This window comes from uncultured Nocardioides sp. (genome assembly GCF_947488025.1).
In the GTDB taxonomy this organism is placed as follows: domain Bacteria; phylum Actinomycetota; class Actinomycetes; order Propionibacteriales; family Nocardioidaceae; genus Nocardioides.
The window spans coordinates 417,364-439,878 of record NZ_CANKYS010000002.1 but is presented as its reverse complement, the minus strand read 5'-3'; the positions used below and the strand labels follow the sequence as shown (position 1 = coordinate 439,878).

The following is a 22,515-nucleotide window of genomic DNA, read 5'->3' as shown; positions in this document are numbered from 1 at the left end:
CATGGTCGCGATCACCCCGGACAGCCCGATCGGCGCGGTGTTCGGCAACAGCCACAAGAAGCGCAAGCTCGCCGAGGAGGGCCTGGGCCTGACGACGGTCGGCGACCTGCTGCGCCACTTCCCGCGCCGCTACGTCGCCGCCGCCGAGCTGTCGGAGGTCGCCACGCCGGTCGTGGGCGAGCAGCTGACCATCGTGGGTGAGGTCCGGTCCTGCGAGAGCGCGCCGTTCACCAGCGGCAACCGCCGCCAGTTCCGGACGACGGTGCGCCTGCGCACCGACGGTCCCGACTTCTCGGTCACCCTGTTCAGCCCCTACGCCAACCAGGCCGAGCGCCACGAGGCGCAGTTCCGTCCGGGCAGCCGGGCGATCTTCACCGGCAAGGCGAAGCAGTTCCGGGGCAGCTGGCAGCTCGAGCAACCCCACGGCTTCGCCCTCGACGGTGACGAGGCCGTCTCGCTGAGCAGGCTCATCCCGATCTACCCCCTCACCGCCAAGCTCTACTCCTGGGACATCCAGAAGGTCGTCACGGCCGCGCTCGACCTCGTCGCCGGCGTGCCCGACCTGCTCACCCCCGAGCTGCGCGAGCGGTTCGGGGTGCTCGACGTGATGCAGGCGTTGCGCTGGATCCACGCCCCCGACGACTGGGCGCAGGTCGGAGCCGCCCAGAAGCGCTTCCGCTTCGAGGAGGCGCTGGTGCTCCAGCTCGTCCTCGCCCGGCGCCGGGCGGCCCACCGCGCGCAGGGCGCGCGGGCCCGCACCCTCCGCGACGACGGTCTGCTGGCGGCCTTCGACGCGCGGCTGCCGTTCGAGCTCACCGGCGGGCAGCGGGAGATCGGTGACCTGGTCGCCGAGGAGCTCGGCCGGGACCACCCGATGAACCGGCTGCTCCAGGGCGAGGTCGGCTCGGGCAAGACGCTGGTCGCCCTCCGCGCGATGCTGCAGGTCGTCGACTCCGGCGGGCAGGCCGCGCTGCTCGCCCCCACCGAGGTGCTCGCCCAGCAGCACCACCGCTCGATCTCCGCGATGCTCGGTGACCTCGCCCAGGGAGGCATGCTCGGCGGCGACGCCGACGCGACCCAGGTCGTGCTGCTCACCGGGTCGATGGGCAAGGCGGCCCGCCAGGAGGCGATGCTGCGCATCGTCACCGGCGAGGCCGGCATCGTGATCGGCACCCACGCCCTCCTCGAGGACAAGGTGCAGTTCGCCGACCTGGGCCTGGTCGTCGTCGACGAGCAGCACCGCTTCGGCGTCGAGCAGCGAGCAGCGCTCACCGACAAGGCCGGTACGCCGCCCCACGTGCTCGTGATGACGGCGACCCCGATCCCGCGCACCGTGGCCATGACCGTCTTCGGCGACCTCGAGACCTCCGTCCTCACCGAGCTCCCGGCCGGTCGCGCGCCCATCCAGACCAACGTCGTCCCGCTGGCCGACCAGCCCTCGTGGATCGACCGGGTCTGGCAGCGGGTGCGCGAGGAGGTCGAGCAGGGCCACCAGGCCTACGTCGTGTGCCCCCGTATCTCCGGCGACGCCGGCGAGGAGGGCGAGACCGACCAGCTCGACTTCGACGAGGACGGCGCCGACATCACGCCCCGGCGTCCCCTCGCAGCGGTCGAGGACGTCCACGCCGAGCTGGCGGCGGGCCCCCTGGCCGGGGTCCGCACGGCCGTGCTGCACGGACGGATGGCACCCGACGACAAGGACCGCACGATGAGGGCCTTCGCGGCAGGCGAGGTCGACGTGCTCGTCTCGACCACGGTCATCGAGGTGGGGGTCGACGTCCACAACGCCACCGCGATGGTGCTCCTCGACGCCGACCGGTTCGGTGTCTCGCAGCTGCACCAGCTGCGCGGTCGGGTCGGTCGGGGCGGGCTGCCCGGACTGTGCCTGCTGGTGTCCCACGCCGACCTCGGCACCCCCGCCCGCGACCGCCTCGACGCCGTCGCCGCGACCACGGACGGCTTCGAGCTGAGCCGCGTCGACCTCGAGCAGCGTCGCGAGGGCGACGTGCTGGGCGCCCACCAGTCGGGATTCAGGTCCGGCCTCGTCACACTTCGGGTATTGCGCGACGAGAAGACGATCGTCCGCGCCCGAAACGCCGCCGAGGCGTTACTCTCCGAGGATCCTGCGCTCGCAGGGGCGCCCGACCTGGCCGACGCCGTCGCCGAGGTGGAGCGTTCAGCAGCGTCGGCCTACCTGGACAAGGGCTGAGGCAAGGGCCGGAACAAGGGCCGGGACAAGGGCTGGACGGAGAAGGGCACAGCACGGGGACATGACTCGGATCATCGGGGGAACGGCGGGGGGCCGCCGACTGGAGACCCCGCGCGGACAGACGACCCGCCCCACGAGCGACCGGGTGCGCGAGGCCCTCTTCTCGGCCATCGAGTCGCGCACCGGCTCGCTCGACGGTCTGCGCTTCCTCGACCTCTACGCCGGCTCCGGCGCGGTCGGGCTCGAGGCCTGGTCGCGCGGTGCGGGCGTCGTGACGATGGTCGAGCAGGACCGGCGCACGGCCGCCCTCATCACCCGCAACGCAGCCACGCTCGGCTTCGCCCGGGCCCGGGTGGTGGCCACCTCGGTCGCGGCGTTCCTCGCCTCGCCGCCCGCCGCGCCCTACGACATCGTCTTCTCCGACCCGCCCTACCCGATGTCCGACGAGGACGTCGACGCCGACCTGGTCGCGCTGGTCGCGCACGGCTGGCTCGTGCCCGGCGCCCTGGTCGTCGTCGAGCGAGCAGCGAAGCGCACGGTGCTCACCTGGCCGCCCGGCACGGAGGAGGACCGCACGAAGCGCTACGGCGAGACCGCGCTTTGGTACGGTCACGCCACCCCGGCCCCCTGATCCCGAGAAGGGACCAGGAGCCCCGCCAAGTCCCAGCTCGAAGGAAGGACGCCCGTGCGTCGCGCTGTCTGCCCCGGGTCGTTCGACCCGGTGACCAACGGCCACCTCGACATCGTCGCCCGAGCAGCGACGCTCTTCGACGAGGTGGTCGTCGCCGTCGGCGTCAACATGAGCAAGAACCGGTTGTTCACCCCCGACGAGCGCATCGCGATGCTGCGCGAGGCCACCGCGGAGATCGCCAACGTGCGGGTCGCCGGGTTCGACGGTCTCATCGTCGACTTCTGCCGCGAGCTCGAGGCGGTGGCGATCGTGAAGGGCCTGCGGGGGGCGGGCGACTACGAGTACGAGCTGCCGATGGCGCAGATGAACTCCCACCTGACCGCCGTCGAGACCGTCTTCCTCCCCGGCGCCGTCGGCAACGCGTTCGTCTCCTCGAGCCTGATCCGGGAGGTCGCGGCGCTCGGCGGCGACGTACGCGGGCTGGTCCCCGAGCCGGTCCGCGAGCAGCTCGTGGCGCGGCTCGCCGAGCGCGCGTCCTGACCCCGGGGAGACCCACCGCTCCCCGCGAGCCGAGGGTCGTTTTGCCCCGTCGGTGGGGCGGCGGATACGATTCCGAGGTTGTGTTGGTGTCCAGATGTGGGAGCTCGTCGTGAACAGCCTGGACCCGAGGGCGCCGCTCGTGCTCGATACTCGCGAGCTCGGCCGCCGCCCGGGGTCCCAGCGTGAGCTCGAGCTCTCCGTTCCGGCGCCGGCACAACTTGGCATCGAAGTCCTCTCTGTCCCCGAAGGATCGCCGGTCGAGCTCGACCTGCGGCTGGAGGCGGTCATGGAGGGCGTGCTGCTCACGGGCACGGCCACGGCCGCGCTCGAGGGGGAGTGCGTGCGGTGCCTGCAGCAGATCGAGGACGAGGTCCACGTGACGCTGCAGGAGCTCTACGTCTACCCCGACCAGCACGACAAGGCCACGGAGCACCAGGACCGTGACCTCGACGACGAGACCAGCCGGCTCGAGGACGACCTGCTCGACCTCGAGCCCCTGCTGCGGGACGCGGTGGTGCTCGCACTACCGTTCCAGCCGCTGTGCATGGACGATTGCCCGGGATTGTGCACCGAGTGCGGTGCGCGACTCGCGGACGACCCGGACCATGCGCACGACGCGCCGATCGACCCGCGCTGGGCAGGGCTGCAGCAGATCCAGCACGACCCCCAGGACTGACTCCACCGGAAATCCCCGGGCGGAGAAGCAAGCAAGCCACACGTTAGTAGGAGACCACCATGGCTGTTCCGAAGCGGAAGATGTCGCGCAGCAACACGCGCCACCGCCGTTCGCAGTGGAAGGCCGTCGCGCCGACCCTCGTGACGTGCGCCAACCCCGCCTGCGGCTCCAAGCACCTCCCGCACCGCGCGTGCGGCCAGTGCGGCCAGTACGGCGCCAAGGCCGACCGTCGCCAAGTTCTCTGATCGTCCTCTGACCACCGACGAGCTCCGCGCAGCGCTCGGTGATCCGGTCCTGGATCCCGAGCTGCTGCAGCGTGCCCTGACGCACCGCTCGTTCGCCTACGAGAACGGGCAGATCCCGACCAACGAGCGCCTGGAGTTCCTCGGGGACTCCGTGCTCGGGGTCGTGGTGACCGAGACGCTCTACCGCGCCCACCCCGACTTCAGCGAGGGCCGGCTGGCCAAGCTGCGGGCGGCGGTCGTCAACGCCCGCGCCCTCGCGGACGTGGCCCGGCAGATGGGTCTCGGCCAGCACATCAAGCTCGGTCGCGGCGAGGAGACCACCGGCGGACGCGACAAGGCCTCCATCCTCTCCGACACCGTCGAGGCGGTGATCGGTGCGATCCACCTCAGCGGTGGCATCGACGAGGCGGCCAAGGTCATCCACCTGCTCTTCGACCCGGTGATGGAGGCTGCGGCGTCCATGGGCGCCGGCCTCGACTGGAAGACCTCCCTGCAGGAGCTCTCCGCCGACCTCGGGCTCGGCGTGCCGGAGTACCTCATCGAGGACGACGGCCCCGACCACATGAAGACCTTCGTCGCGCGGGTCCGCGTCGGCGAGCAGGTCCTCGGCAACGGCAACGGCCGCTCCAAGAAGGAGGCCGAGCAGGGCGCCGCCGAGACCGCCTACCGTGAGATCGAGGCCGCGCACGCCGACGGGCGGCCCGCGCCGGAGGTCACTCCGGCCGTGACGCAGGCCGTCACCGGCTCCGACGCCTGAGCCGTGCCCGAGCTCCCCGAGGTCGAGGTCGTCCGCGCCGGCCTCGAGCGCCACGTCGTCGGCGCCACCATCGAGGCCGTCGAGGTGCTCCACCCCCGGCCCGTCCGTCGCGACCACCGCGGGTCCACCGGCTTCGCCGCCGCCCTGGTCGGGCAGCGCATCGTCGCCGTGCGCCGCCGCGGCAAGTACTTCTGGCTCGCGCTCGCCAGTGGCGACGCGCTCCTGGGCCACCTCGGCATGAGCGGGCAGATGCTCCTCCACGAGCCCGGTGCCCCCGACGAACGCCACCTGCGGGTGCGCTTCGCGCTCGTCACGGCCGACCCTTCGACGGGCTCAGGACGACGCGGCGGCCGCATCGAGATGCGCTTCGTCGACCAGCGCATGTTCGGCGGCCTCGTCGTCTCGGCAGGTGGCGCGGAGCTGCCGACCGAGATCGTGCACATCGCCCGCGACCCGATCGACCCCGCGTTCGACGACGACGAGTTCGTACGCCGCGCGCGACGACGTACGTCCGCCGTCAAGCGGCTCCTGCTCGACCAGGGCCTGGTCTCCGGGGTCGGCAACATCTACGCCGACGAGGCGCTGTGGCGCGCGCGCCTGCACGGCGAGCGGCCGGGCGACCGGCTCACCGGCCCGGTGCTGCGCGGCCTGCTCGGCCACGTCCGCGACGTGATGGGCGAGGCGCTCGCCCAGGGCGGCACCTCCTTCGACGCCCTCTACGTCAACGTCAACGGCGAGTCCGGCTACTTCGACCGGTCGCTCGACGCCTACGGCCAGGAGGGGGAGCCGTGCCGCCGCTGCGGCACGCCGATCCGCCGGGTGGCCTTCATGAACCGGTCGTCGTTCTTCTGCCCGCGCTGCCAGCGCCCGCCCCGCGCGCGCTGAGCACGGTCGCATTGACCCGCCGCCGGAGCGGTGGGACTCTTGTAGACGGCCGGTTCGCCGGCCCGTCGATCCGTCCTTGTCGAAAGGTTCCCCATGGCCAAGGCGCTGTTGGGTCATCTGAACAGCGATGCGCGGACCACGACGGCACTCGCCGTCGAGAACCGCCGACTCCGGCGTCGAGTCGTCGACCTCGAGGCGCTCGTGCTGCGCCTCCAGGCCGACAACGACCGCCTGGCGACCGCCGCCCGTGAGGCGGAGCTCCTCGTCGAGGACCTCCAGCCCGTCTGACCCCGCCCCCTCGACATCGCGGTGCAGTGGGGCGGCCGCGCACGTAGGGTCACGTGCTTGTGACCCGCCTCGTCGAGACCGTCTTCCCCTCCCGGCTCGGCACCGGGTTCCGCTGGCTCGTCGGGTCGTCGTGGGTGACCAACCTCGGCGACGGCGTGCTCATCGCGGCCGGCCCGCTGCTCGTCGCCTCCCAGACCCGCGACCCGCTGCTCGTCGCGGCGGCCATGATCGCCCTCCAGGTGCCGTGGCTGCTCGTCGGGCTCGTCGCCGGCGCGCTCGCCGACCGGCTGGACCGGCGCCTGGTCATGATGACCGCCAACGCGGTGCGCGGTCTCGTGCTGGCCGGGCTGTGCGTCGTCATCGCGACCGGGCAGGTCGACATCGGGCTGGTCATCGTGGCCATGCTCGCCCTCGGCACCGCGGAGACGTTCGTCGACGCCACGGCGGGCACCCTCACGCCGATGCTGGTCGACAAGCGCGACCTCGGCATCGCCAACTCGCGGCTGATGGCGGGCATGATCACCGGCAACCAGCTGGTCGGGCCGGCGGTCGGGGCACTGCTGTTCTCGGTGGGCATGGTGTGGCCGTTCGTGCTCACCGTCGCCTGCATCGCCGCCGGGGTGGTGCTCGTGTCGCGGATCGGCACGCCGCCGGGCGCGGTGCGCGGCGACGTGGACACCCACATCCGGCAGGACATCGTCGACGGGGTGCGCTGGCTGATGGCCAACCCGCCCGTGCGCACCCTGGCCGTCATCATCGTGGTCTTCAACGTCACCTGGGCGGCTCCGTGGTCGGTGCTCGTCCTGTGGGCCCTCGAGCGGGTCGGGATCGGGGAGGCCGGGTTCGGCCTGCTCACCTCGGCGGCTGCGCTGGGCGGCCTGCTCGCGACGTTCTCCTACGGCCGTCTGGAGCGGCTCGTGCCCCTGGCCACGCTGATGCGGGCGGTCCTGCTGGCCGAGGTGCTCTTCCACCTCGCCATGGCGCTCACGACCTCGCCGTGGGCGGCGTACCCCCTGATGTTCTTCTTCGGCGCGTACGCCTTCGTGTGGGGGACGCTGTCGCAGGCGGTACGCCAGCGAGCGGTGCCCCAGGAGCTCCAGGGGCGCGTCGGCTCGGTCTACATGGTCTGCGTCATGGGCGGGATGCTCCTGGGCGGGCTGCTCGGCGGTCTCATCGCCCGGGAGTGGGGCCTGACCGCGCCGTGGTGGTTCGCCTTCGCCGGCTCGGGCGTCACGCTGGCGCTGGTGTGGCGCTCGCTCGCCCAGATCGCCCACGCCGACGAGGCAGCGACCGCCGCGGCCTGACCGGGGTCAGGGGCGGCGCAGGCGCCGCTCGAGACGCGTGAGCACGCCGGGCCGGTCGGCGCCAACGGAGGACCCGGCCGCCACCGCGCGGTCGCGCTGCCGTCGGGCACGGTCGCGTGCGGCTCGCACCCGGGTGAGCCGCTCACGCGTCTCCGCCAGCCGCTGCTCCACGTCGGCCAGCTGGTGGGCGGGCACCAGGTCGTCGTCGCGGGCGGCCGGCGACTCGTCGGGCAGCTCGGCCCGCAACCGGCCGAGCGCGGCCCGCGCCTCCTCGGCGGCGACCTCGGGCTCGCGCCTGCGGTCGAGGCGTCGCAGGGTCGCGTAGAACTCCTGCTCGCCCACCCGCGTGGCCGTGAGCCGCTCGACGGCGAAGTCCACCTGGCCGAGGGCGAGCAGGTCGTCCATCAGGTCGGCGAACCCCCGGGGCGTCAGCGGCCAGACGTGGCAGTCGACGTAGTCGCCGGCCTGCTGCCGCGCGAGGTGGCGCCGGACGTCGTCGATCGGGTGCAGGCCCTGCGTGGGGGGCTGCACACCGGCCCACGCCTGCTCGGCCGACAGGTCGACGGCCCGCATGAAGTGGTCGAGCACCGCGCGCACCGAGGGCGTGCGGTCGCCGTCGAGGTGCGCCTGGACGACCTGGCCGACGGTCGTGGGGGAGCGGTGCACGTCGAAGCAGTAGCGGCGGTCCGGGACGGCCAGGAGCAGAGCACCGTCCCAGGTGAGCACCTGTGCGACGTCGCGCAGCCAGCCGAGCATGTCCGGCACGTGCTCGATGACGTGGCTGGCCACGACGTGCTGGAAGGGCGCACCCTCCGCGACCGCCTCCGCGAGGGTGGACACGGTGCCGTCGGGTCGGGTGAGCCAGTAGTGCTGCTCCGGGATCGCGTCGGGGTCGACGGCCGGGTTGCCGTCGTAGTGGGCGACCAGGCCCGCGCGGTCGACGACGTCGACGTAGCGGACGTCGGCGACGTCCGGGCTGACGACCGGGTTGGCGAGCGGGCCGATCTCGAGGCACCGCCCCTGCCCGAGGTCGGCGTCGCCCAGGATCCGGGCGCGGCGTGCGGCTCTCATGCCTGCCGACCCTAGGTCGTCGTCCGGCCGAACCTCCGCACCCGTGCCACGATGGGCGCGTGGATGCCCTCGCCGAGCTCGTGGAGTCCCTGCCCGACGGTGTCGTCGCGACCGACCCGGCCACGGTCGCCACCTACCGCCACGACTGGTCGCGCGACGTCGGGGCCGGCACCCCGGCCGCCGTGGTGCGTGCGGAGGACGCCGCACAGGTGCAGGTCGCGGTGCGGTGGGCGGCCCGGCACGGCATACCGGTCGTGCCGCGCGGAGCCGGGTCCGGCCTCTCGGGCGGAGCCAGTGCCGTCGACGGTGGCATCGTGCTGAGCCTCGAGCGGATGCGGGCGATCGAGATCGACGCCGACTGCCAGGTCGCGGTCGTCGAGCCGGGTGCCTTCAACGCCGAGGTGAAGGTCGCCTCGCGCGAGCACGGCCTCTGGTACCCACCCGATCCGTCGTCCTACGAGATCTGCTCGATCGGTGGCAACGTGGCCACCAACGCGGGCGGCCTGTGCTGCGTGAAGTACGGCGTCACCACCGACTACGTCCTCGGCCTCGACGTCGTCCTCGCCGACGGCACCCTGGTCACCCTCGGCGGCAAGCGGATCAAGGACGTCGCCGGCCTCTCGCTGCTCAAGCTGTTCGTGGGGTCGGAGGGCACGCTCGGCATCGTCACGCGGGCGATCCTGCGCCTGGTGCCGCTGCCCCTCCCGCCGGCGACGCTCGTGGCGTCGTTCGCCTCGGTCGTGGCTGCGGCGGAGGCCGTCGTCGCCGTACGCCGTACGCTGCGGCCCTCGATGATGGAGCTGATGGACCGGGCCACGATCAACGCGGTCGAGGACTTCTCCCCGCGCGGCCTCGACCGGACGGCGGGGGCGCTGCTGGTCGTGCAGTCCGACGCCCCGGGCGAGGCCCGCGTCGCCGAGATCGCGGCCGTCGAGGCGGCCTGCGTCGCGGCCGGGGCGACCGAGGTCGTCCTCACCGACGACCCGGCCGAGGGCGAGATGTTCGTCGAGGCCCGGCGGATGGCGTTCCCCGCCGTGGAGGCCCGCGGCAGCCTGCTGCTCGAGGACGTCGGGGCAGCGGTGCCGCTGCTGCCCGACCTCCTGGCCGCGGTCACGGACATCGCCGCACGCCACGACGTCGAGATCCCCACCGTCGCCCACGCGGGCGACGGCAACACCCACCCGATCATCGTCTACGACGCCGCCGACGCGGACTCCGAGCGCCGGGCGCGCGCCGCCTTCGACGACATCCTGCAGGCCGCGATCCGGCTCGGCGGGACCATCACCGGCGAGCACGGGGTGGGGCGTACCAAGAAGGCTGCCCTGCCCGACCAGCTCGGGGAGGACGTGATGGCGCTGTCCCGGCGGATCAAGGACGCCCTCGACCCGGCGGGCATCCTCAACCCGGGGGCGGTGCTGTGAGGCCGATGGGTCGTCTAGGTTCGGTCCCATGATCCGCGAGCGCCACCTCTTCGGTCCCGGCCCCTCCAACCCCTACCCGGAGGCCACCCGCGCCCTGGCCGAGCCGCTGCTGGGGCACCTCGACCCGGAGTTCCTCCGGGTCATGGACGAGACCTGCGGCATGCTCCGCACCGTCTGGGGCACCGACAACGCACGCACGCTGCCGCTCAGCGCCACGGGCTCGGCCGGGATGGAGGCGGCGTTCGTCAACACCGTCCATCCGGGTGACGTCGTCGTGGTCGCGGTCAACGGGCTCTTCGGCCAGCGGATGACCGACGTGGCCGCGCGCTGCGGTGCCGAGGTCGTCGCGGTCGAGCACGAGTGGGGCCAGCCGGTCGACGTGGACCGCGTGCTGTCCGCGCACCCCTCACCCGCGATCGTCGCCGCCGTGCACGCCGAGACCTCGACGGGCGTCCGCTCCGACATCGCCGCACTCGGCGCCGGGCTCCGCTCGCAGGGGAGCGACGCCCTGCTCCTCGTCGACGCGGTCACGTCCATCGGCGGCATCGAGCTGCGCGCCGACGACTGGGGCGTCGACATCGGCTACGCCGGCACCCAGAAGTGCCTCGGCGTCGCCCCCGGCCTGGCGCCGTTCACCATCAACGACCGCGCGTTCGAGCGCCGCGTCGAGAAGCCGCGCTCGTGGTACCTCGACCTCGGCATGCTCGGCGGCTACGTCGGCGAGGCCGGCGTGAAGGGCGGCCAGCGGACCTACCACCACACCGCACCCACGGCGATGGTCGCCAGCCTCCACGGCGGTCTCACCCGGATCCTCGAGGAAGGGCTCGAGGCCGTGTGGGCGCGTCACCAGGAGGCCGGCGACGCGCTCCAGGCCGGGCTCCAGGAGATGGGACTCGAGCTGTTCGCCGCCGAGGGCAGCCGCCTGCCCGACCTCACGACGGTCCGCGTGCCCGACGGCGTCGACTCCGCGGCCGTCCGCACGGAGCTGCTCGACCGCCACGGCATCGAGATCGGTGCGGGGGCGGGGGAGTACGCCGCCACGGTGTGGCGCATCGGCCTGATGGGCCGCAACGCCCGACCCGACGCCGTGCTCCTCGTGCTGGCGGCGCTGGAGGACGTCCTGGGGCGTGCGTGACCCGGATCGCCGGCCGGTCAGCGCAGGCGACCGACCGCCAGCCGGCCGAGCGCGAGGACGCCGCGCGCCGGCGGGCGTACGTCGGTGTAGCTCACGTCGAGCACCGAGACGGTGCGGCCGACCCGCACCGCCAGCACGCGCCGCCAGTCGACGGACCCCCGTGAGAACCAGCCGATCAGCATCCCGGCGGACTCGTCGCCGACCAGCGGGGGGAACCAGGCACGGTTCTTGAGGCGGACGTCGCTGCCCTCTCCGTCGTCGGTGTCGACGTCGCCCACACAGCGCTTGCTGAAGTCGCGGTAGCGGTGCAGGAGGGCGCGGGCCTGGCGCACCGAGTCGAAGCGGACGAGGTTCTGGTCGACGAGCGACACCGAGCGGCGACGCACACCCGGGGAGACGCTGCCCTGGATCCGGCTGCTGCCGCGCACGACCGCGCCCCGGTCCTCGCAGCCGCGGGGTGCGAAGACGGGGGACCGCATGACGGTGCGCAGTGGGTCGCGCATGTCGGGGTGGACGACCATGTGGTCCTCGACCGTGAGGAGGTCCTGGCGCGTCAGCGGCTGGGGCGGTGCCGGTGCGGCGGTGCCGGGGGAGGGCGCGAGGAGCGCGGCGAGGACGAACAGGGCTGCTGCCAGGGGTGCGAGCGGGCTCCGCATCGCCCCAGCATGGCCGGGTGCCACGCCGCGCGCAACGGCCTCCGTCGGCGACCTGTGTCGTAGGGTGAGCCGCGCTGAGCTTCCCCAGTTGTCAGTGGCCGTCTCTCGACCCGGTGAGGAGCCCGCGTTGTACCTGAAGAGCCTGACCCTCAAGGGGTTCAAGTCCTTCGCGTCCTCGACGACCATGCAGCTCGAGCCGGGCATCACGTGCATCGTCGGCCCCAACGGCTCCGGCAAGTCCAACGTCGTCGACGCGCTCGCCTGGGTGATGGGTGAGCAGGGCGCCAAGAGCCTGCGCGGCGGCAAGATGGAGGACGTCATCTTCGCCGGCACGTCCGGACGTCCGCCCCTCGGTCGTGCCGAGGTGCAGCTGACCATCGACAACTCCGACGGCGCCCTGCCGATCGACTACGCCGAGGTCACGATCAGCCGCACGATGTTCCGCAACGGCGGCTCGGAGTACGCCATCAACGGCAGCGGCTGCCGGCTGCTCGACGTGCAGGAGCTGCTCAGCGACTCCGGCATCGGCCGCGAGATGCACGTGATCGTCGGGCAGGGCCAGCTCGACTCGATCCTGCACGCCACCCCGGAGGATCGCCGCGGCTTCATCGAGGAGGCTGCCGGCGTCCTCAAGCACCGCAAGCGCAAGGAGAAGGCGCTCCGCAAGCTCGACGCGACCGACGGCAACCTCACCCGCCTCGCCGACCTGCTCTCGGAGATCCGTCGCCAGCTCAAGCCGCTCGGGCGCCAGGCGGAGGTCGCGCGTCAGGCGCAGACGGTCCAGGCCGACGTGCGCGACGCCCGCGCCCGCCTGCTCGCCGACGACCTGGTCACCGCCCGTACGGCCCTCGAGACCGAGCTCGCCGACGAGTCGGTGCTGCTCGAGCGGCGCGAGGAGGTCGAGGCCCAGGTCGCCGCGGGACGCGAGCAGGAGGCACGGCTCGAGGCCACGCTGCGCGACGACCTGCCCCGGCTGGCCGCCGCGCAGGAGACCTGGTTCGCCCTGTCCGGCCTGAAGGAACGGCTGCGCGGCACGGCCTCGCTCGCCGACGAGCGCATCCGCAACGCCGCCGGCGCGGCCGAGGGCGACACCGTCGACTCCGGGCGCGACCCCGACGACCTGGAGGCCCAGGCCGAGCGGGTGCGCCGCCAGGAGGCCGAGATCGCCGAGCAGGTCGAGCAGCAGCGGGCGTCCCTCGACGCTGCCGTCGTCGCCAAGCGCGCGGCCGAGGAGGCCGCGGCCGAGGAGGACAAGCGCATCGTCGGCCTGCAGCGCGCCGCCGCCGACCGGCGCGAGGGGCTCGCCCGGCTCACCGGCCAGGTCAACGCCCTGACGTCCCGCTCGGAGGCGGCTGACGCGGAGATCCAGCGGCTCACCGATGCCCGCGAGGAAGCCGTCACGCGCGCCGACCGGGCGCAGCGCGACTTCACCGCCCTCGAGACCCGGGTCGCCGGCCTCGACGCGGGCGAGGAGGGCCTCGACTCCGAGCACGAGGACGCGGTGGCCGCCCTCGACGAGATCGAGGAGCAGCTCGCCAAGGCCCGCGACGACGCCCAGCAGGCCGAGCGTGAGCGCGCCGGCCTCGTCGCCCGTCGCGACGCGCTCGAGATCGGGCTCAACCGCAAGGACGGCGCCGGGGCGCTGCTCGCCGCGACCGACGAGGTCGGAGGACTGCTGGGCTCGGTCGCGGCGCTCCTCGACGTCGACCACGGCTACGAGACGGCCGTCGCGGCCGCGCTCGGCGCCGCCGCCGACGCGGTCGTCGTGTCCGACGCCGGCTCGGCCGTCGACGCCATCGCCCACCTCAAGCACGACGACCTCGGTCGCGCCGGGATGCTGCTCGGCGGCGCACCGGCCGCCGACCGCGACTGGCCGGCGCTCCCCGACGACGCGGCCTACGCCGTCGACGTGGTGTCCGCGCCCGACGACGTACGCCCCGCGCTGGTGCGGCTGCTCCACCAGGTCGCCGTCGTCGACGACCTCCCCGCCGCCCGGCGGCTGGTCTCCGACCTCCCCGATGTCGTCGCCGTGACCCGCGAGGGCGACCTGCTCGGTGCCCACTTCGCGGCCGGCGGCTCGTCCAGCCAGCCGAGCCTGATCGAGATCCAGGCGGCCGTCGACGAGGCCGGCACCCGGCTCGCCGAGGCGACCGCCTCCGCCGAGCGGCTCGGCTTCGAGATCTCCCGCCTCGAGGCCGCCCGTCACGACGCCCTCAAGCGCGTCGACGTCGCCCTCGCCAAGCTCCACGAGTCCGACGCCACCCTCGCCGCCGTGGCCGAGGAGCTCGGTCAGTACGGCTCCCAGGCCCGCGCCGCCAAGGGCGAGGCCGAGCGGCTCGAGCGCGCCATCGCCACCGCGCAGGAGGCCCGCGAGGCCGCCCTCGCCGGGCTCGTCGACCTCGAGGCGCGGCTCGCGGCCGCCCAGGACGTCACCGACGAGGAGCCCGACACCGCCGAGCGCGAGCGGCTCGCCGCGGCGGCCCGGGACGCCCGGCAGGCCGAGATGGACGCCCGCCTCGCGCTGCGCACCGCCGAGGAGCGGGCCCGAGCGCTCCACGGTCGCGCCGACTCCCTCCTGCGCGCCGCGCAGGCCGAGCGCGAGTCGCGGGCCCGCGCCGCCGAGCGCCGGGAGCGGCTGATCCGCGAGGGCCGGGCGGCCGAGGCCGTGGCGTCCGCCGTCCGCGTCGTCCTCCACCAGCTCGAGCGCTCGGTCATGCTGGCCGCCGACGAGCGCGCCGCCGTGGAGGAGTCCCGGCAGGGGAGCGAGCAGGAGCTGATGGCCGTGCGCACCCGGCTGCGCGACCTCGGTCGCGAGCACGACGAGCTCGTCAGCTCGGTCCACCGCGACGAGATGGCCCGCACCCAGCAGAAGATGCGCATCGAGCAGCTCGAGGAGCGTGCGCTGGAGGAGCTCGGGCTCGACCCCGACGGCCTGGTGGGCGACTACGGCCCGACCACGCCGATCCCGTTCACCGGCGAGGTGCCCGAGGGGGAGGAGCCGCCGGAGCCCACCGCCTTCGTCCGCGAGGAGCAGGTCAAGCGCCTGCGGTCCGCCGAGCGTGCGCTGTCGATGCTCGGCCGGGTCAACCCGCTCGCCCTGGAGGAGTTCTCGGCGATGGAGGAGCGGCACAAGTTCCTCACCGAGCAGCTCGAGGACCTCAAGCGCACGCGCAAGGACCTCCTCGACATCGTCCGCGAGGTCGACAGCCGCGTGGAGCAGGTCTTCACCGAGGCCTACGCCGACGTCGAGAAGGCCTTCGACCAGACCTTCGCCCGGCTGTTCCCCGGGGGCGAGGGGCGCCTGGTGCTCACCAACCCCGGTGACATGCTCACCACCGGCGTCGAGGTCGAGGCCCGCCCGCCGGGCAAGAAGGTCAAGCGGCTCTCGCTGCTGTCCGGCGGCGAGCGGTCGCTCGTCGCGGTCGCCTTCCTGGTGGCCCTCTTCAAGGCACGGCCGTCGCCGTTCTACATCCTCGACGAGGTCGAGGCGGCGCTCGACGACACCAACCTCGGCCGCCTGCTGGAGATCTACGAGGAGCTGCGCGAGAACTCGCAGCTGCTCGTCATCACCCACCAGAAGCGCACCATGGAGGTCGGGGACGCCCTCTACGGCGTCACGATGCGCGGCGACGGAGTCTCGGCCGTGATCAGCCAGCGACTCCGTGACGCGGAGTCCGCGTGAGCCGCACCCCCCGCCCCACGCGCTCCGACTACGTCGCGTGGCGCACCGCGACGACCCGCTGGCGCGACGACGACGCCTACGGGCACCTCAACAACGCGACCTACTACGAGCTGTTCGACACCGCGGTCAACGCCTACCTCTACGAGGCGACCGGGGTCGACGTGCGCGCGCTGCCGCAGATCGGGGTCGTCGCCGAGACCGGGTGCCGCTACTTCCGCGAGATCGGCTTCCCGGACCCGATCGAGATGGGCCTCGTGGTCGACAAGGTGGGGACGAGCTCGATCGTCTACCGGATCGGCCTGTTCCAGGGCGCGTCCGACGAGGCGGCCGCCGAGGGACGCTTCGTCCACGTGGACGTCGACAACTCACGCGGCGCCGGCGGCCGGCCGGCGACCCCGATGCCCGACGTCGTGCGCGCGGCCGTCGTACCCCTGCTCCGCCCGCAGGGGTGAGCGTCCTCACCCCGACGCGCCCGGGGCGGGCGCCGACGCGAGACGGCCACCTGTCGTGTGCCACCGTGGAGGAGAACCGCCCGGCCCACCTCGGAGGAACCCCGTGCTCGCGATCGTCCTGATGATGTCCCTCGGCGTGCTCGTCGCCGCGGCCGTGGCTGTGTACGTCGCCTACCCGCACCGTGGCGAGGAGATGCCGGTCGCTCCCCAGCTCGGCGACGCCATGCGCAAGGGTGTCGACGCACTGCCGACGCTCGAGGACTCCGAGTCCCGCGTCTGACCCCTGCGACCGGGTGACCCCCGGCGTGGCGCCTCGCGGCGGCCTGCCCGCGGACTAGCGTGCGAGAGGTGACCGGCTCCCGCCAGGACGTCCCCACGGGCTACTGCGCGGCCTGCGGGACGATGGTGTCGCGCAGCTTCCGGCCCGGGCCCGACGGGCGTCCGGATGCGAAGTGCCCCCGGTGCGGCAGCCTCGAGCGGCACCGCTTCCTCTCGCTCCTGCTCGGCGTCCTGTCGCCCGAGCTGCGCGACCTCGACACGGTGGTCGAGATCGCGCCCTCGCGGCAATCGAAGGTGCTGCTCCACCGGCTCGAGGCCCGCCGCCGGGTCAGCCTGGACGCCGGCTACGACGCGCGCGACGTCGACGCGCTGGCCAGCCTGACCCACCTCCCGCTGCGCGACGGCTCGGTCGACCTGCTGGTCTGCTACCACGTGCTCGAGCACGTCCCGGACGACTGCGCGGCGATGCGTGAGATCTCGCGGGTGCTCAGCCCGCGCGGGATCGCGCTGCTCGAGGTGCCCATCAGGACCGGCGTCGCGACCGACGAGGACCCCTCGGCGACGCCCGAGGAGCGCACCCGGCGCTTCGGCCAGCACGACCACGTGCGCTGGTACGGCGACGACTTCGACTCGCGCCTCGCGGACGCCGGCCTGGCGTCGGTGCGGGTCACCCCGCCGGCGCTGGTGGGGGAGTCGGCGGTGCGGTGGTTCCGGCTGATGCCCCACGAGGTCGTGTGGGTGGTGCACCCGGGGCAGGGGACCGCCTCGCCGATGCTGGCCGGAGGCGCCGGGTCCGGGCTGACCGCCGCCTTCGACGCGGTGCTCGCCGACCTGGCGAAGGCCCAGGGTTGGCTCGCGCGCGAGCGTGAGCGGGCCGACCGGCTCGTCGCCCAGCGCGACGACCTGCGGGCTCGGCTGGCGGTCCAGGACCCTCGTCGGGAGGCCGGGGTGCTCACCCGCCTCCGGCGCGTCGTGGCCCTCTGATTGGATTGGCCCCATGGGTGACTGGCTCTATCTGATCATCGCCATCGCGGTCGTCGGCGTGCTCACGCTCGCCGGGCTGCTGACGTCCGGACGCCGGCGCAAGGAGGTGCCGCCGCCCACAGGCCGCACCGACGTCATCGCGCCGCCCCCGACCGAGTCCGACGTCGCGACCGGGGCACCGCCGGAGCCGGCGGTCGACACCGCCGAGCCGGTCGTCGAGGCCCCGGCCGAGCCGGTCGTCGAGAAGCCGGAGAGCACGGCGTCGCGCCTCGTGCGCCTGCGGCAGCGGCTCTCGCGCTCGCAGGGCGGGCTCGGCAAGGGGCTGCTCGCGCTCCTCAGCCGTGAGCGCCTCGACGAGGACACGTGGGAGGCGATCGAGGACACGCTGCTCACCGCCGACGTCGGCGTCGCGCCCACCCAGGCCCTCGTCGAGCGGCTGCGCACCCGCCTGCGGGTCGAGGGCGGCACCTCGCCCGACGCCCGCGAGGTGCTGCGCGAGGAGCTCATCGAGCTCGTCGGCACCGACCTCGACCGCCGCGTGCAGGTGACCGGCACCGACGGCAAGCCCGGCGTGGTGCTCGTCGTGGGCGTCAACGGCGCCGGCAAGACCACTACCGTCGGCAAGATCGCCCGCATCCTGGTCGCCGAGGACCTGTCGGTCACCCTCGGTGCCGCCGACACGTTCCGCGCTGCCGCGGTCGACCAGCTCGCCACCTGGGGCGAGCGCGTGGGCGTCGAGGTCGTGCGCGGCCCGGAGGGCGGTGACCCGGCCAGCGTCGCGTTCGAGGCGGTCAAGCAGGGCGTCGACAACGGCGTCGACACAGTGCTCGTCGACACGGCCGGCCGCCTGCAGAACAAGGCCGGCCTGATGGACGAGCTCGGCAAGATCAAGCGCGTCATCGAGAAGCAGGCCGACGTCACCGAGGTGCTGCTCGTCCTCGACGCCACCACCGGCCAGAACGGGCTCATCCAGGCCCGCGTCTTCAGCGAGATCGTCGACGTCACCGGCATCGTCCTCACCAAGCTCGACGGGTCCGCCAAGGGCGGCATCGTGGTGCAGGTCCAGCGTGAGCTCGGCGTGCCGGTCAAGCTCGTCGGTCTCGGCGAGGGCCCCGACGACATGGCGCCGTTCGACGCGGCCGCGTTCGTCGACGCCCTGCTCGGCTGAACCTGTCAGGCCCTGCACGGGCCGACATCTTCAGGGAGGGCCTGACGACCCGCCCTCCGGGGCCTGCACGGAGCTCGTACGCCGTCAGCGGCGCGCGAGCAGCGCGCGCACGGCGTCGTCGATCAGGGTCTCGGCGCGCTTGTCGAAGCTGTGCTCGGCGATGATCCGGGTCGCGATCTCGCGCCGGGCGGCGTTGTCGGGGAAGGCGTCGTAGGGCGGCTCCACCAGGCGCGCCAGCTCGTGCTCGTTGTCGAAGGGCAGCACCAGGCCGGAGAAGATCTCCTCGAGGCCGTCGATGCGGTCGCTGAGGATCCGGGCGCCGCAGGCGGCAGCGTCGAAGAGCCGGTTGGAGGCGAAGCTGTCGCGCCGCATGTCGAGGTGGTGGTCGTTGAGCACGATCCCCGCCGAGGCGTAGAGCACGCCGACCTCACGGTTGTCGACGCCGCCGGAGGCGATCTGGTCGCGCTCGACGAAGTCGGTCCAGTCGTTGCCGTGCAGGGTGAGGTCGGCGCCGATCGCGAGGGCGCTGCGGACGGCGTACCGGTAGATGCCACGCGAGTTGCCGACGAAGAGGAGCGCCGGACCGGTGTCGGGCTCGGCCCGGTCCGGGTGGAACCAGCGGGTGTCGGTGCACTGCAGCAGCGACGTGACGGGCGTGCCCCACTCGCGGCTCACGCGTTCGGACCAGCTCGTGCTGGCGGCGTACACGAGGTCGAAGCCGGCGACCTCGTCGGGCGTGATCATGTCGGGGTGGCTGATGATCCACTCCACGTTGAGCAGGCCCGGTCGCGGCGTGACGCGGTCCAGGCCCCGGAGCACGAGCAGGACGTCGTCGTGGTCGCGTGAGTCGCGCTGCCGGGCGTCGCGACGGTCGACGGCGACGTGCTGACCGCGGCGCTCGAGGGCGTCGGCCAGCGAGCGTGCGAAGTAGGTGTCGCCCCACCGGTCGCCGCGCTGGGCGGCGGGCGCGGCGATGTCGACGGCCCACCGCAGGCGTGGGGGCGACTCGCGGATGCCCTCGACGGCCCGCACGACGAGCTCGGGGACCAGGACCGACGGTGCGGTCCGGTCCTCGGGGTCGGCGGCGACCCGCCGGCTCCGCTCGTCGGTGACCTCGAGGCCCGCTGCGCGCAGCCGGTCTCGCGACTGGTCGGCCGGCGGGGGCGGTCCGGCGAGGACGGTGGAGCGCAACGACGACATGGCGCCGATGAGCCGTTCGGGCTCGGCGTAGGCGGTGCGGGAGGTGATCACCGCGTCGGGCACGAGCACCGACCCCCCGCGTCCCGCGCGGTGGGCCCGCAGGCCGAGGTCTGTCTCGGCGAGGGCGGAGTGGTAGCGCGCGTCGAGCCCGCCCAGCGCGACGGCCGTCTCGGTGCGCAGGGCCACCACCGGCCCGGCCGGGGCAGGGATCTCGCAGCAGCCGATCCGGAGGGCGTCGCTGGTCGGCAGGCCGGCCAGGAACAGCTCGGGGTGGGGGTTGTCGGATCTGAAGCGCGCACCGGCGCTGAGCACGACGCCGTCCAGGTCGACGACCAGCGGCTGCACCAGGCCGACCCCGGGCTCGCGCAGCACGCCCGCGAGCCGCTCGGCGATCGGCTGGCGCGGCGGCATCGCCTCGGGCCGGACCAGGACCACCGTGCTGCCGGTCGCGTGCGCGAGGCCGACGTTGGTGGCGACGGACATCGAGACCGGGGCGGGGACCGAGACGAAGCGGGCGCCGGAGATCACCGTGGCGATCGAGGCGGCCAGGACGTGGTGGGCCCGGCGCATGCGCACGCCCACGAGCACCAGCTCCGCCCCCTCGCGCGGCACGGAGCCGAGCCACTCCACGGTGCGCCGCGGCTCGGGCCCCAGCGGCATGACGTGGCTGACCACGGCCTCGTCCGTCGCGCGGGTCGCGGCGGCGTCCCAGTCGACGAGCTGGCGCTCGAGGACGACGGAGTCCCAGTCGTCGGCGAACCCGGTCTGCGGGGGATCGGGGCGCCGGAGGACGGGTACGTCGACCGCGAGCGGCTCGTGGTCGCGGGTGAGCCGCAGCACGAGGTCGCGCTCCACCGCCCCGTCGAGGCCCTCGTCGAAGCCGCCGACGTCCTTGACGGCGTCACGCCGCAGGAGCGCGGTCGCGAGGTCGACCGGGCGCCCGCCGAGGAGCTCGTGCCGCGAGCGGGCCACCGCCCCGGCGCCCGCCACCACCGCTGCCGCCCCGCTGTCGTGGGCGTGCGCCAGCAGGTCGCCGAGCATGTCGGGGAGCCACTCGCGCCCGAGCGGGAGGAAGGCGACGTGCTCGGCGGTGCCGTGCTCGAGTGCCACGTTGAGGGCGCGGGCCTCCCCGCAGCGCGACTCGCGCACGACGGTGATGCGGTCGTCGAAGGCCGCCACGCCCTGCAACACGGCGGCGGTGTCGTCGACGGAGCCGCGGTCGACGGCCACGAGGTGCCAGTCGGTGAAGGACTGCGCCTGGAGCGAGGCCACGGTGCGGTGCACGAGCGGGCCGGTGTCCTGGGCGGCCATCACCACGGTCACCGCAGGCGAGGTCACCGCAGGCGAGGTCACCGCAGGGGAGGCTCGCAGCGAGTCGGGGAGTGCGGGGGTGGGGCCGACGAGCTGCGGACGCTCCCGCACCACCTCCTCGCGCCACTGCGTCGCGGCGTCGATGGCGGCGGCACGGTAGGTGGACCACGAGACCTTGCGGGGCAGGATGCGCGTGGGCAACGGGGTGCCCGGCCCGGACGCCGAGAGCCAGTAGGACAGTGCGCCGTAGGGGTGGTGCCGGGCCTCGGGGTAGGCCGCGAAGATGATCCGAGGGTCGACCAGCGGGTGGGGCGCGATGCGGTTGCGGCGCCGGCGCTCGGCGACGTACCAGAGCACGGGGTGCTGGCCCGCGCGCTGCCAGGAGCGGCGGCGGCCGATCCACTGGGCCTCGAAGAGCGGGTGGGGCGAGACGTCACCCGCCGCGACGACGGCGCGGGCCGCCTCGAGGGGCGAGCCGAACGTGGCGCCGAGCTGGGCAGCGACGTAGTCGACGTCGACGAGCCCGGAGGCGACCATCACCTCGGCGGCGTCGTCGAGCCGCACCTGGCTCGGACGGCGACGCTCACCGCGCATCGGAGTACCTCACCCTCGGGAAGAGCGGCTCGAGGGCCAGTGGCGTGGGCAGCAACCGCTCGGTGTCGCGCAGCGGGTAGTACTGCGCGGTCTCCTCGAGGAAGTCGCGCACGCCCTCGAAGCGCTGGGGGAAGCGGCGCTCGCAGAGCTCGAGCAGTCGCTTGGCGTCGAGGTTGTAGGGGTCGTAGCGCAGGGTGTCGATCTTGACGTAGGGGAGCCGGGCGTCGTCGAGCACCCGGTCGGCCAGGCTGCGCGCGGGGTTCCACGGCTCGTTGGCCCGCTCGCGCCACTCGCGGACCTCGGCGCGCGTGCGGGGGAAGTGGGAGCGGTGCGCGGCCCACCAGCGCATCCGCTCGCGGGCGATGCGCCGGTCCTCCGACGTCTCGACGAAGTAGGTGTCGGAGACGAAGCCGGCGTCGTAGAGGCGCTTCGACATCCCGATCTCGTAGCGCCGGATGACCTGCCGACGCTTGGAGATCGGCTCCATCTCCTCCCAGAACGCGGTGAACGCGCGCGAGGAGACGACCCACGGCCGGAACGCGACGAAGAAGGACTGGATGTGCGGCGCGAGGCGCTCGGCCGCGGTGAGACCCCAGAAGTCACACGGGCGGGTCGCCATCTCGTCGAAGACCGGGGCGTAGGAGTCGAGGGCGAACACGTAGGTGTCGTTGCACACCACGACCTCGTCGTAGGCCGAGAGGTCGCCGGCGGCGTCGAGGCCGACCTTGTAGCTGAAGAAGTCGTAGCCGTAGTTGGCCCGCTCCACGACGACCGCCCGCTCGTTGAGCCAGGCGCGCGCGGAGTCCTGCAGGTCGGCCGTCGTGCAGACCAGCAGGGTGTCGACCGACGCGGCCAGCGCCTCCACCTGACCACGCACGTGGGGCCGCAGCTCCCCGGCGACGTCGTAGTGCGCCATCACGGCCAGTCTGGACACGGCCGAACCCTAACAAGGCGCCGTCCGGCGTCGATCCGTTCACACACCCGTAACACGAGGGTCCATTCCGTTGCGTGCACGCAACATCCGTCG

Annotated in this window: 20 protein-coding genes; 16 read left to right on the top strand and 4 right to left on the bottom strand. The window is 73.6% G+C overall.

Annotation, left to right across the window (positions count from 1 at the left end; genetic code table 11):
- The first annotated feature begins 1 nt into the window (after window position 1).
- The 9 genes from Q1B24_RS05480 to Q1B24_RS05440 all read left to right on the top strand — a co-directional run bounded on the left by Q1B24_RS05480 (window position 2) and on the right by Q1B24_RS05440 (window position 7,535).
- Window positions 2-2,209: an ATP-dependent DNA helicase RecG gene (locus Q1B24_RS05480; protein ID WP_299924413.1), complete on the top strand. Its 2,208-nt coding sequence runs from the start codon at window positions 2-4 to the stop codon at window positions 2,207-2,209.
- 61 nt (window positions 2,210-2,270) lie between these two features.
- Window positions 2,271-2,840, top strand: a complete 570-nt coding sequence (gene rsmD / locus Q1B24_RS05475; protein WP_299924410.1) for a 16S rRNA (guanine(966)-N(2))-methyltransferase RsmD — start codon at window positions 2,271-2,273, stop codon at window positions 2,838-2,840.
- 54 nt (window positions 2,841-2,894) lie between these two features.
- Window positions 2,895-3,380, top strand: coding sequence for a pantetheine-phosphate adenylyltransferase (coaD, locus tag Q1B24_RS05470; RefSeq protein ID WP_299924407.1), 486 nt, complete (start codon window positions 2,895-2,897; stop codon window positions 3,378-3,380).
- 109 nt (window positions 3,381-3,489) lie between these two features.
- Window positions 3,490-4,056 (top strand): YceD family protein, encoded by a 567-nt coding sequence (locus Q1B24_RS05465; protein ID WP_299924404.1) that lies wholly within the window; start codon window positions 3,490-3,492, stop codon window positions 4,054-4,056.
- Between the two features lie 59 nt (window positions 4,057-4,115).
- Window positions 4,116-4,301: a 50S ribosomal protein L32 gene (gene rpmF, locus Q1B24_RS05460; RefSeq protein WP_129454709.1), complete on the top strand. Its 186-nt coding sequence runs from the start codon at window positions 4,116-4,118 to the stop codon at window positions 4,299-4,301.
- Window positions 4,302-4,308: 7 nt separating this feature from the next.
- Entirely contained in the window at window positions 4,309-5,058 is a 750-nt protein-coding gene (gene rnc, locus Q1B24_RS05455) for a ribonuclease III (RefSeq protein ID WP_299925114.1), read from the top strand.
- 3 nt (window positions 5,059-5,061) lie between these two features.
- The gene (mutM, locus tag Q1B24_RS05450; RefSeq protein WP_299924392.1) at window positions 5,062-5,943 is read left to right on the top strand and encodes a bifunctional DNA-formamidopyrimidine glycosylase/DNA-(apurinic or apyrimidinic site) lyase; all 882 of its coding nucleotides are present in this window, start codon (window positions 5,062-5,064) and stop codon (window positions 5,941-5,943) included.
- A gap of 93 nt (window positions 5,944-6,036) precedes the next feature.
- Window positions 6,037-6,231, top strand: coding sequence for a hypothetical protein (locus tag Q1B24_RS05445; protein ID WP_299924389.1), 195 nt, complete (start codon window positions 6,037-6,039; stop codon window positions 6,229-6,231).
- A gap of 59 nt (window positions 6,232-6,290) precedes the next feature.
- Window positions 6,291-7,535, top strand: a complete 1,245-nt coding sequence (locus tag Q1B24_RS05440) for an MFS transporter (protein WP_299924386.1) — start codon at window positions 6,291-6,293, stop codon at window positions 7,533-7,535.
- 6 nt (window positions 7,536-7,541) lie between these two features.
- On the opposite strand, the gene Q1B24_RS05435 is transcribed toward Q1B24_RS05440, so the two are convergent.
- On the bottom strand, window positions 7,542-8,606 hold the full coding sequence (locus Q1B24_RS05435; protein ID WP_299924383.1) for a methyltransferase domain-containing protein: 1,065 nt from the start codon (window positions 8,604-8,606) through the stop codon (window positions 7,542-7,544).
- A gap of 59 nt (window positions 8,607-8,665) precedes the next feature.
- Here Q1B24_RS05435 and Q1B24_RS05430 point away from each other — a divergent pair, with 59 nt between their 5' ends.
- Together Q1B24_RS05430 and Q1B24_RS05425 are read left to right on the top strand one after the other, a co-directional pair.
- Entirely contained in the window at window positions 8,666-10,027 is a 1,362-nt protein-coding gene (locus Q1B24_RS05430; protein ID WP_299924380.1) for an FAD-linked oxidase C-terminal domain-containing protein, read from the top strand.
- A gap of 28 nt (window positions 10,028-10,055) precedes the next feature.
- Window positions 10,056-11,162, top strand: a complete 1,107-nt coding sequence (locus Q1B24_RS05425) for an alanine--glyoxylate aminotransferase family protein (RefSeq protein ID WP_299924378.1) — start codon at window positions 10,056-10,058, stop codon at window positions 11,160-11,162.
- Window positions 11,163-11,179: 17 nt separating this feature from the next.
- Here Q1B24_RS05425 and Q1B24_RS05420 read toward each other — a convergent pair whose 3' ends face one another.
- The gene (locus tag Q1B24_RS05420) at window positions 11,180-11,818 is read right to left on the bottom strand and encodes a hypothetical protein (RefSeq protein ID WP_299924375.1); all 639 of its coding nucleotides are present in this window, start codon (window positions 11,816-11,818) and stop codon (window positions 11,180-11,182) included.
- A gap of 127 nt (window positions 11,819-11,945) precedes the next feature.
- Between Q1B24_RS05420 and smc the strand changes: the two genes are divergently transcribed.
- From smc to ftsY, 5 genes are all read left to right on the top strand, one after another.
- Window positions 11,946-15,500, top strand: a complete 3,555-nt coding sequence (smc, locus tag Q1B24_RS05415; protein WP_299924372.1) for a chromosome segregation protein SMC — start codon at window positions 11,946-11,948, stop codon at window positions 15,498-15,500.
- Window positions 15,497-15,952: a thioesterase family protein gene (locus tag Q1B24_RS05410; RefSeq protein WP_299924369.1), complete on the top strand. Its 456-nt coding sequence runs from the start codon at window positions 15,497-15,499 to the stop codon at window positions 15,950-15,952. Before smc ends, Q1B24_RS05410 begins: the two co-directional genes overlap by 4 nt.
- 103 nt (window positions 15,953-16,055) lie before the next feature.
- Entirely contained in the window at window positions 16,056-16,232 is a 177-nt protein-coding gene (locus Q1B24_RS05405) for a hypothetical protein (protein WP_172259152.1), read from the top strand.
- Window positions 16,233-16,300: 68 nt separating this feature from the next.
- Window positions 16,301-17,215 (top strand): class I SAM-dependent methyltransferase, encoded by a 915-nt coding sequence (locus Q1B24_RS05400; RefSeq protein WP_299924364.1) that lies wholly within the window; start codon window positions 16,301-16,303, stop codon window positions 17,213-17,215.
- A gap of 13 nt (window positions 17,216-17,228) precedes the next feature.
- The gene (gene ftsY, locus Q1B24_RS05395) at window positions 17,229-18,383 is read left to right on the top strand and encodes a signal recognition particle-docking protein FtsY (protein ID WP_299924362.1); all 1,155 of its coding nucleotides are present in this window, start codon (window positions 17,229-17,231) and stop codon (window positions 18,381-18,383) included.
- Window positions 18,384-18,467: 84 nt separating this feature from the next.
- On the opposite strand, the gene Q1B24_RS05390 is transcribed toward ftsY, so the two are convergent.
- Entirely contained in the window at window positions 18,468-21,488 is a 3,021-nt protein-coding gene (locus Q1B24_RS05390; RefSeq protein WP_299924359.1) for a glycosyltransferase, read from the bottom strand.
- A complete protein-coding gene (locus Q1B24_RS05385; RefSeq protein ID WP_299924356.1) occupies window positions 21,478-22,422 on the bottom strand; it encodes a rhamnan synthesis F family protein in 945 nt (314 codons plus the stop codon). The genes Q1B24_RS05390 and Q1B24_RS05385 overlap by 11 nt, the downstream gene beginning before the upstream one ends.
- Window positions 22,423-22,515 lie beyond the last annotated feature (93 nt).

What these genes read in the sequence shown, in the direction of transcription:
- Q1B24_RS05445 (WP_299924389.1), top strand. Translation starts at nt 6,037, where the DNA reads ATGGCCAAGGCGCTGTTGGGTCATCTGAACAGCGATGCGCGGACCACG.
- Q1B24_RS05390 (WP_299924359.1), bottom strand. Translation starts at nt 21,488, where the DNA reads ATGCGCGGTGAGCGTCGCCGTCCGAGCCAGGTGCGGCTCGACGACGCC.
- Q1B24_RS05425 (WP_299924378.1), top strand. Translation starts at nt 10,056, where the DNA reads ATGATCCGCGAGCGCCACCTCTTCGGTCCCGGCCCCTCCAACCCCTAC.
- ftsY (WP_299924362.1), top strand. Translation starts at nt 17,229, where the DNA reads ATGGGTGACTGGCTCTATCTGATCATCGCCATCGCGGTCGTCGGCGTG.
- Q1B24_RS05435 (WP_299924383.1), bottom strand. Translation starts at nt 8,606, where the DNA reads ATGAGAGCCGCACGCCGCGCCCGGATCCTGGGCGACGCCGACCTCGGG.
- rpmF (WP_129454709.1), top strand. Translation starts at nt 4,116, where the DNA reads ATGGCTGTTCCGAAGCGGAAGATGTCGCGCAGCAACACGCGCCACCGC.
- rsmD (WP_299924410.1), top strand. Translation starts at nt 2,271, where the DNA reads ATGACTCGGATCATCGGGGGAACGGCGGGGGGCCGCCGACTGGAGACC.
- Q1B24_RS05480 (WP_299924413.1), top strand. Translation starts at nt 2, where the DNA reads ATGGTCGCGATCACCCCGGACAGCCCGATCGGCGCGGTGTTCGGCAAC.
- Q1B24_RS05420 (WP_299924375.1), bottom strand. Translation starts at nt 11,818, where the DNA reads ATGCGGAGCCCGCTCGCACCCCTGGCAGCAGCCCTGTTCGTCCTCGCC.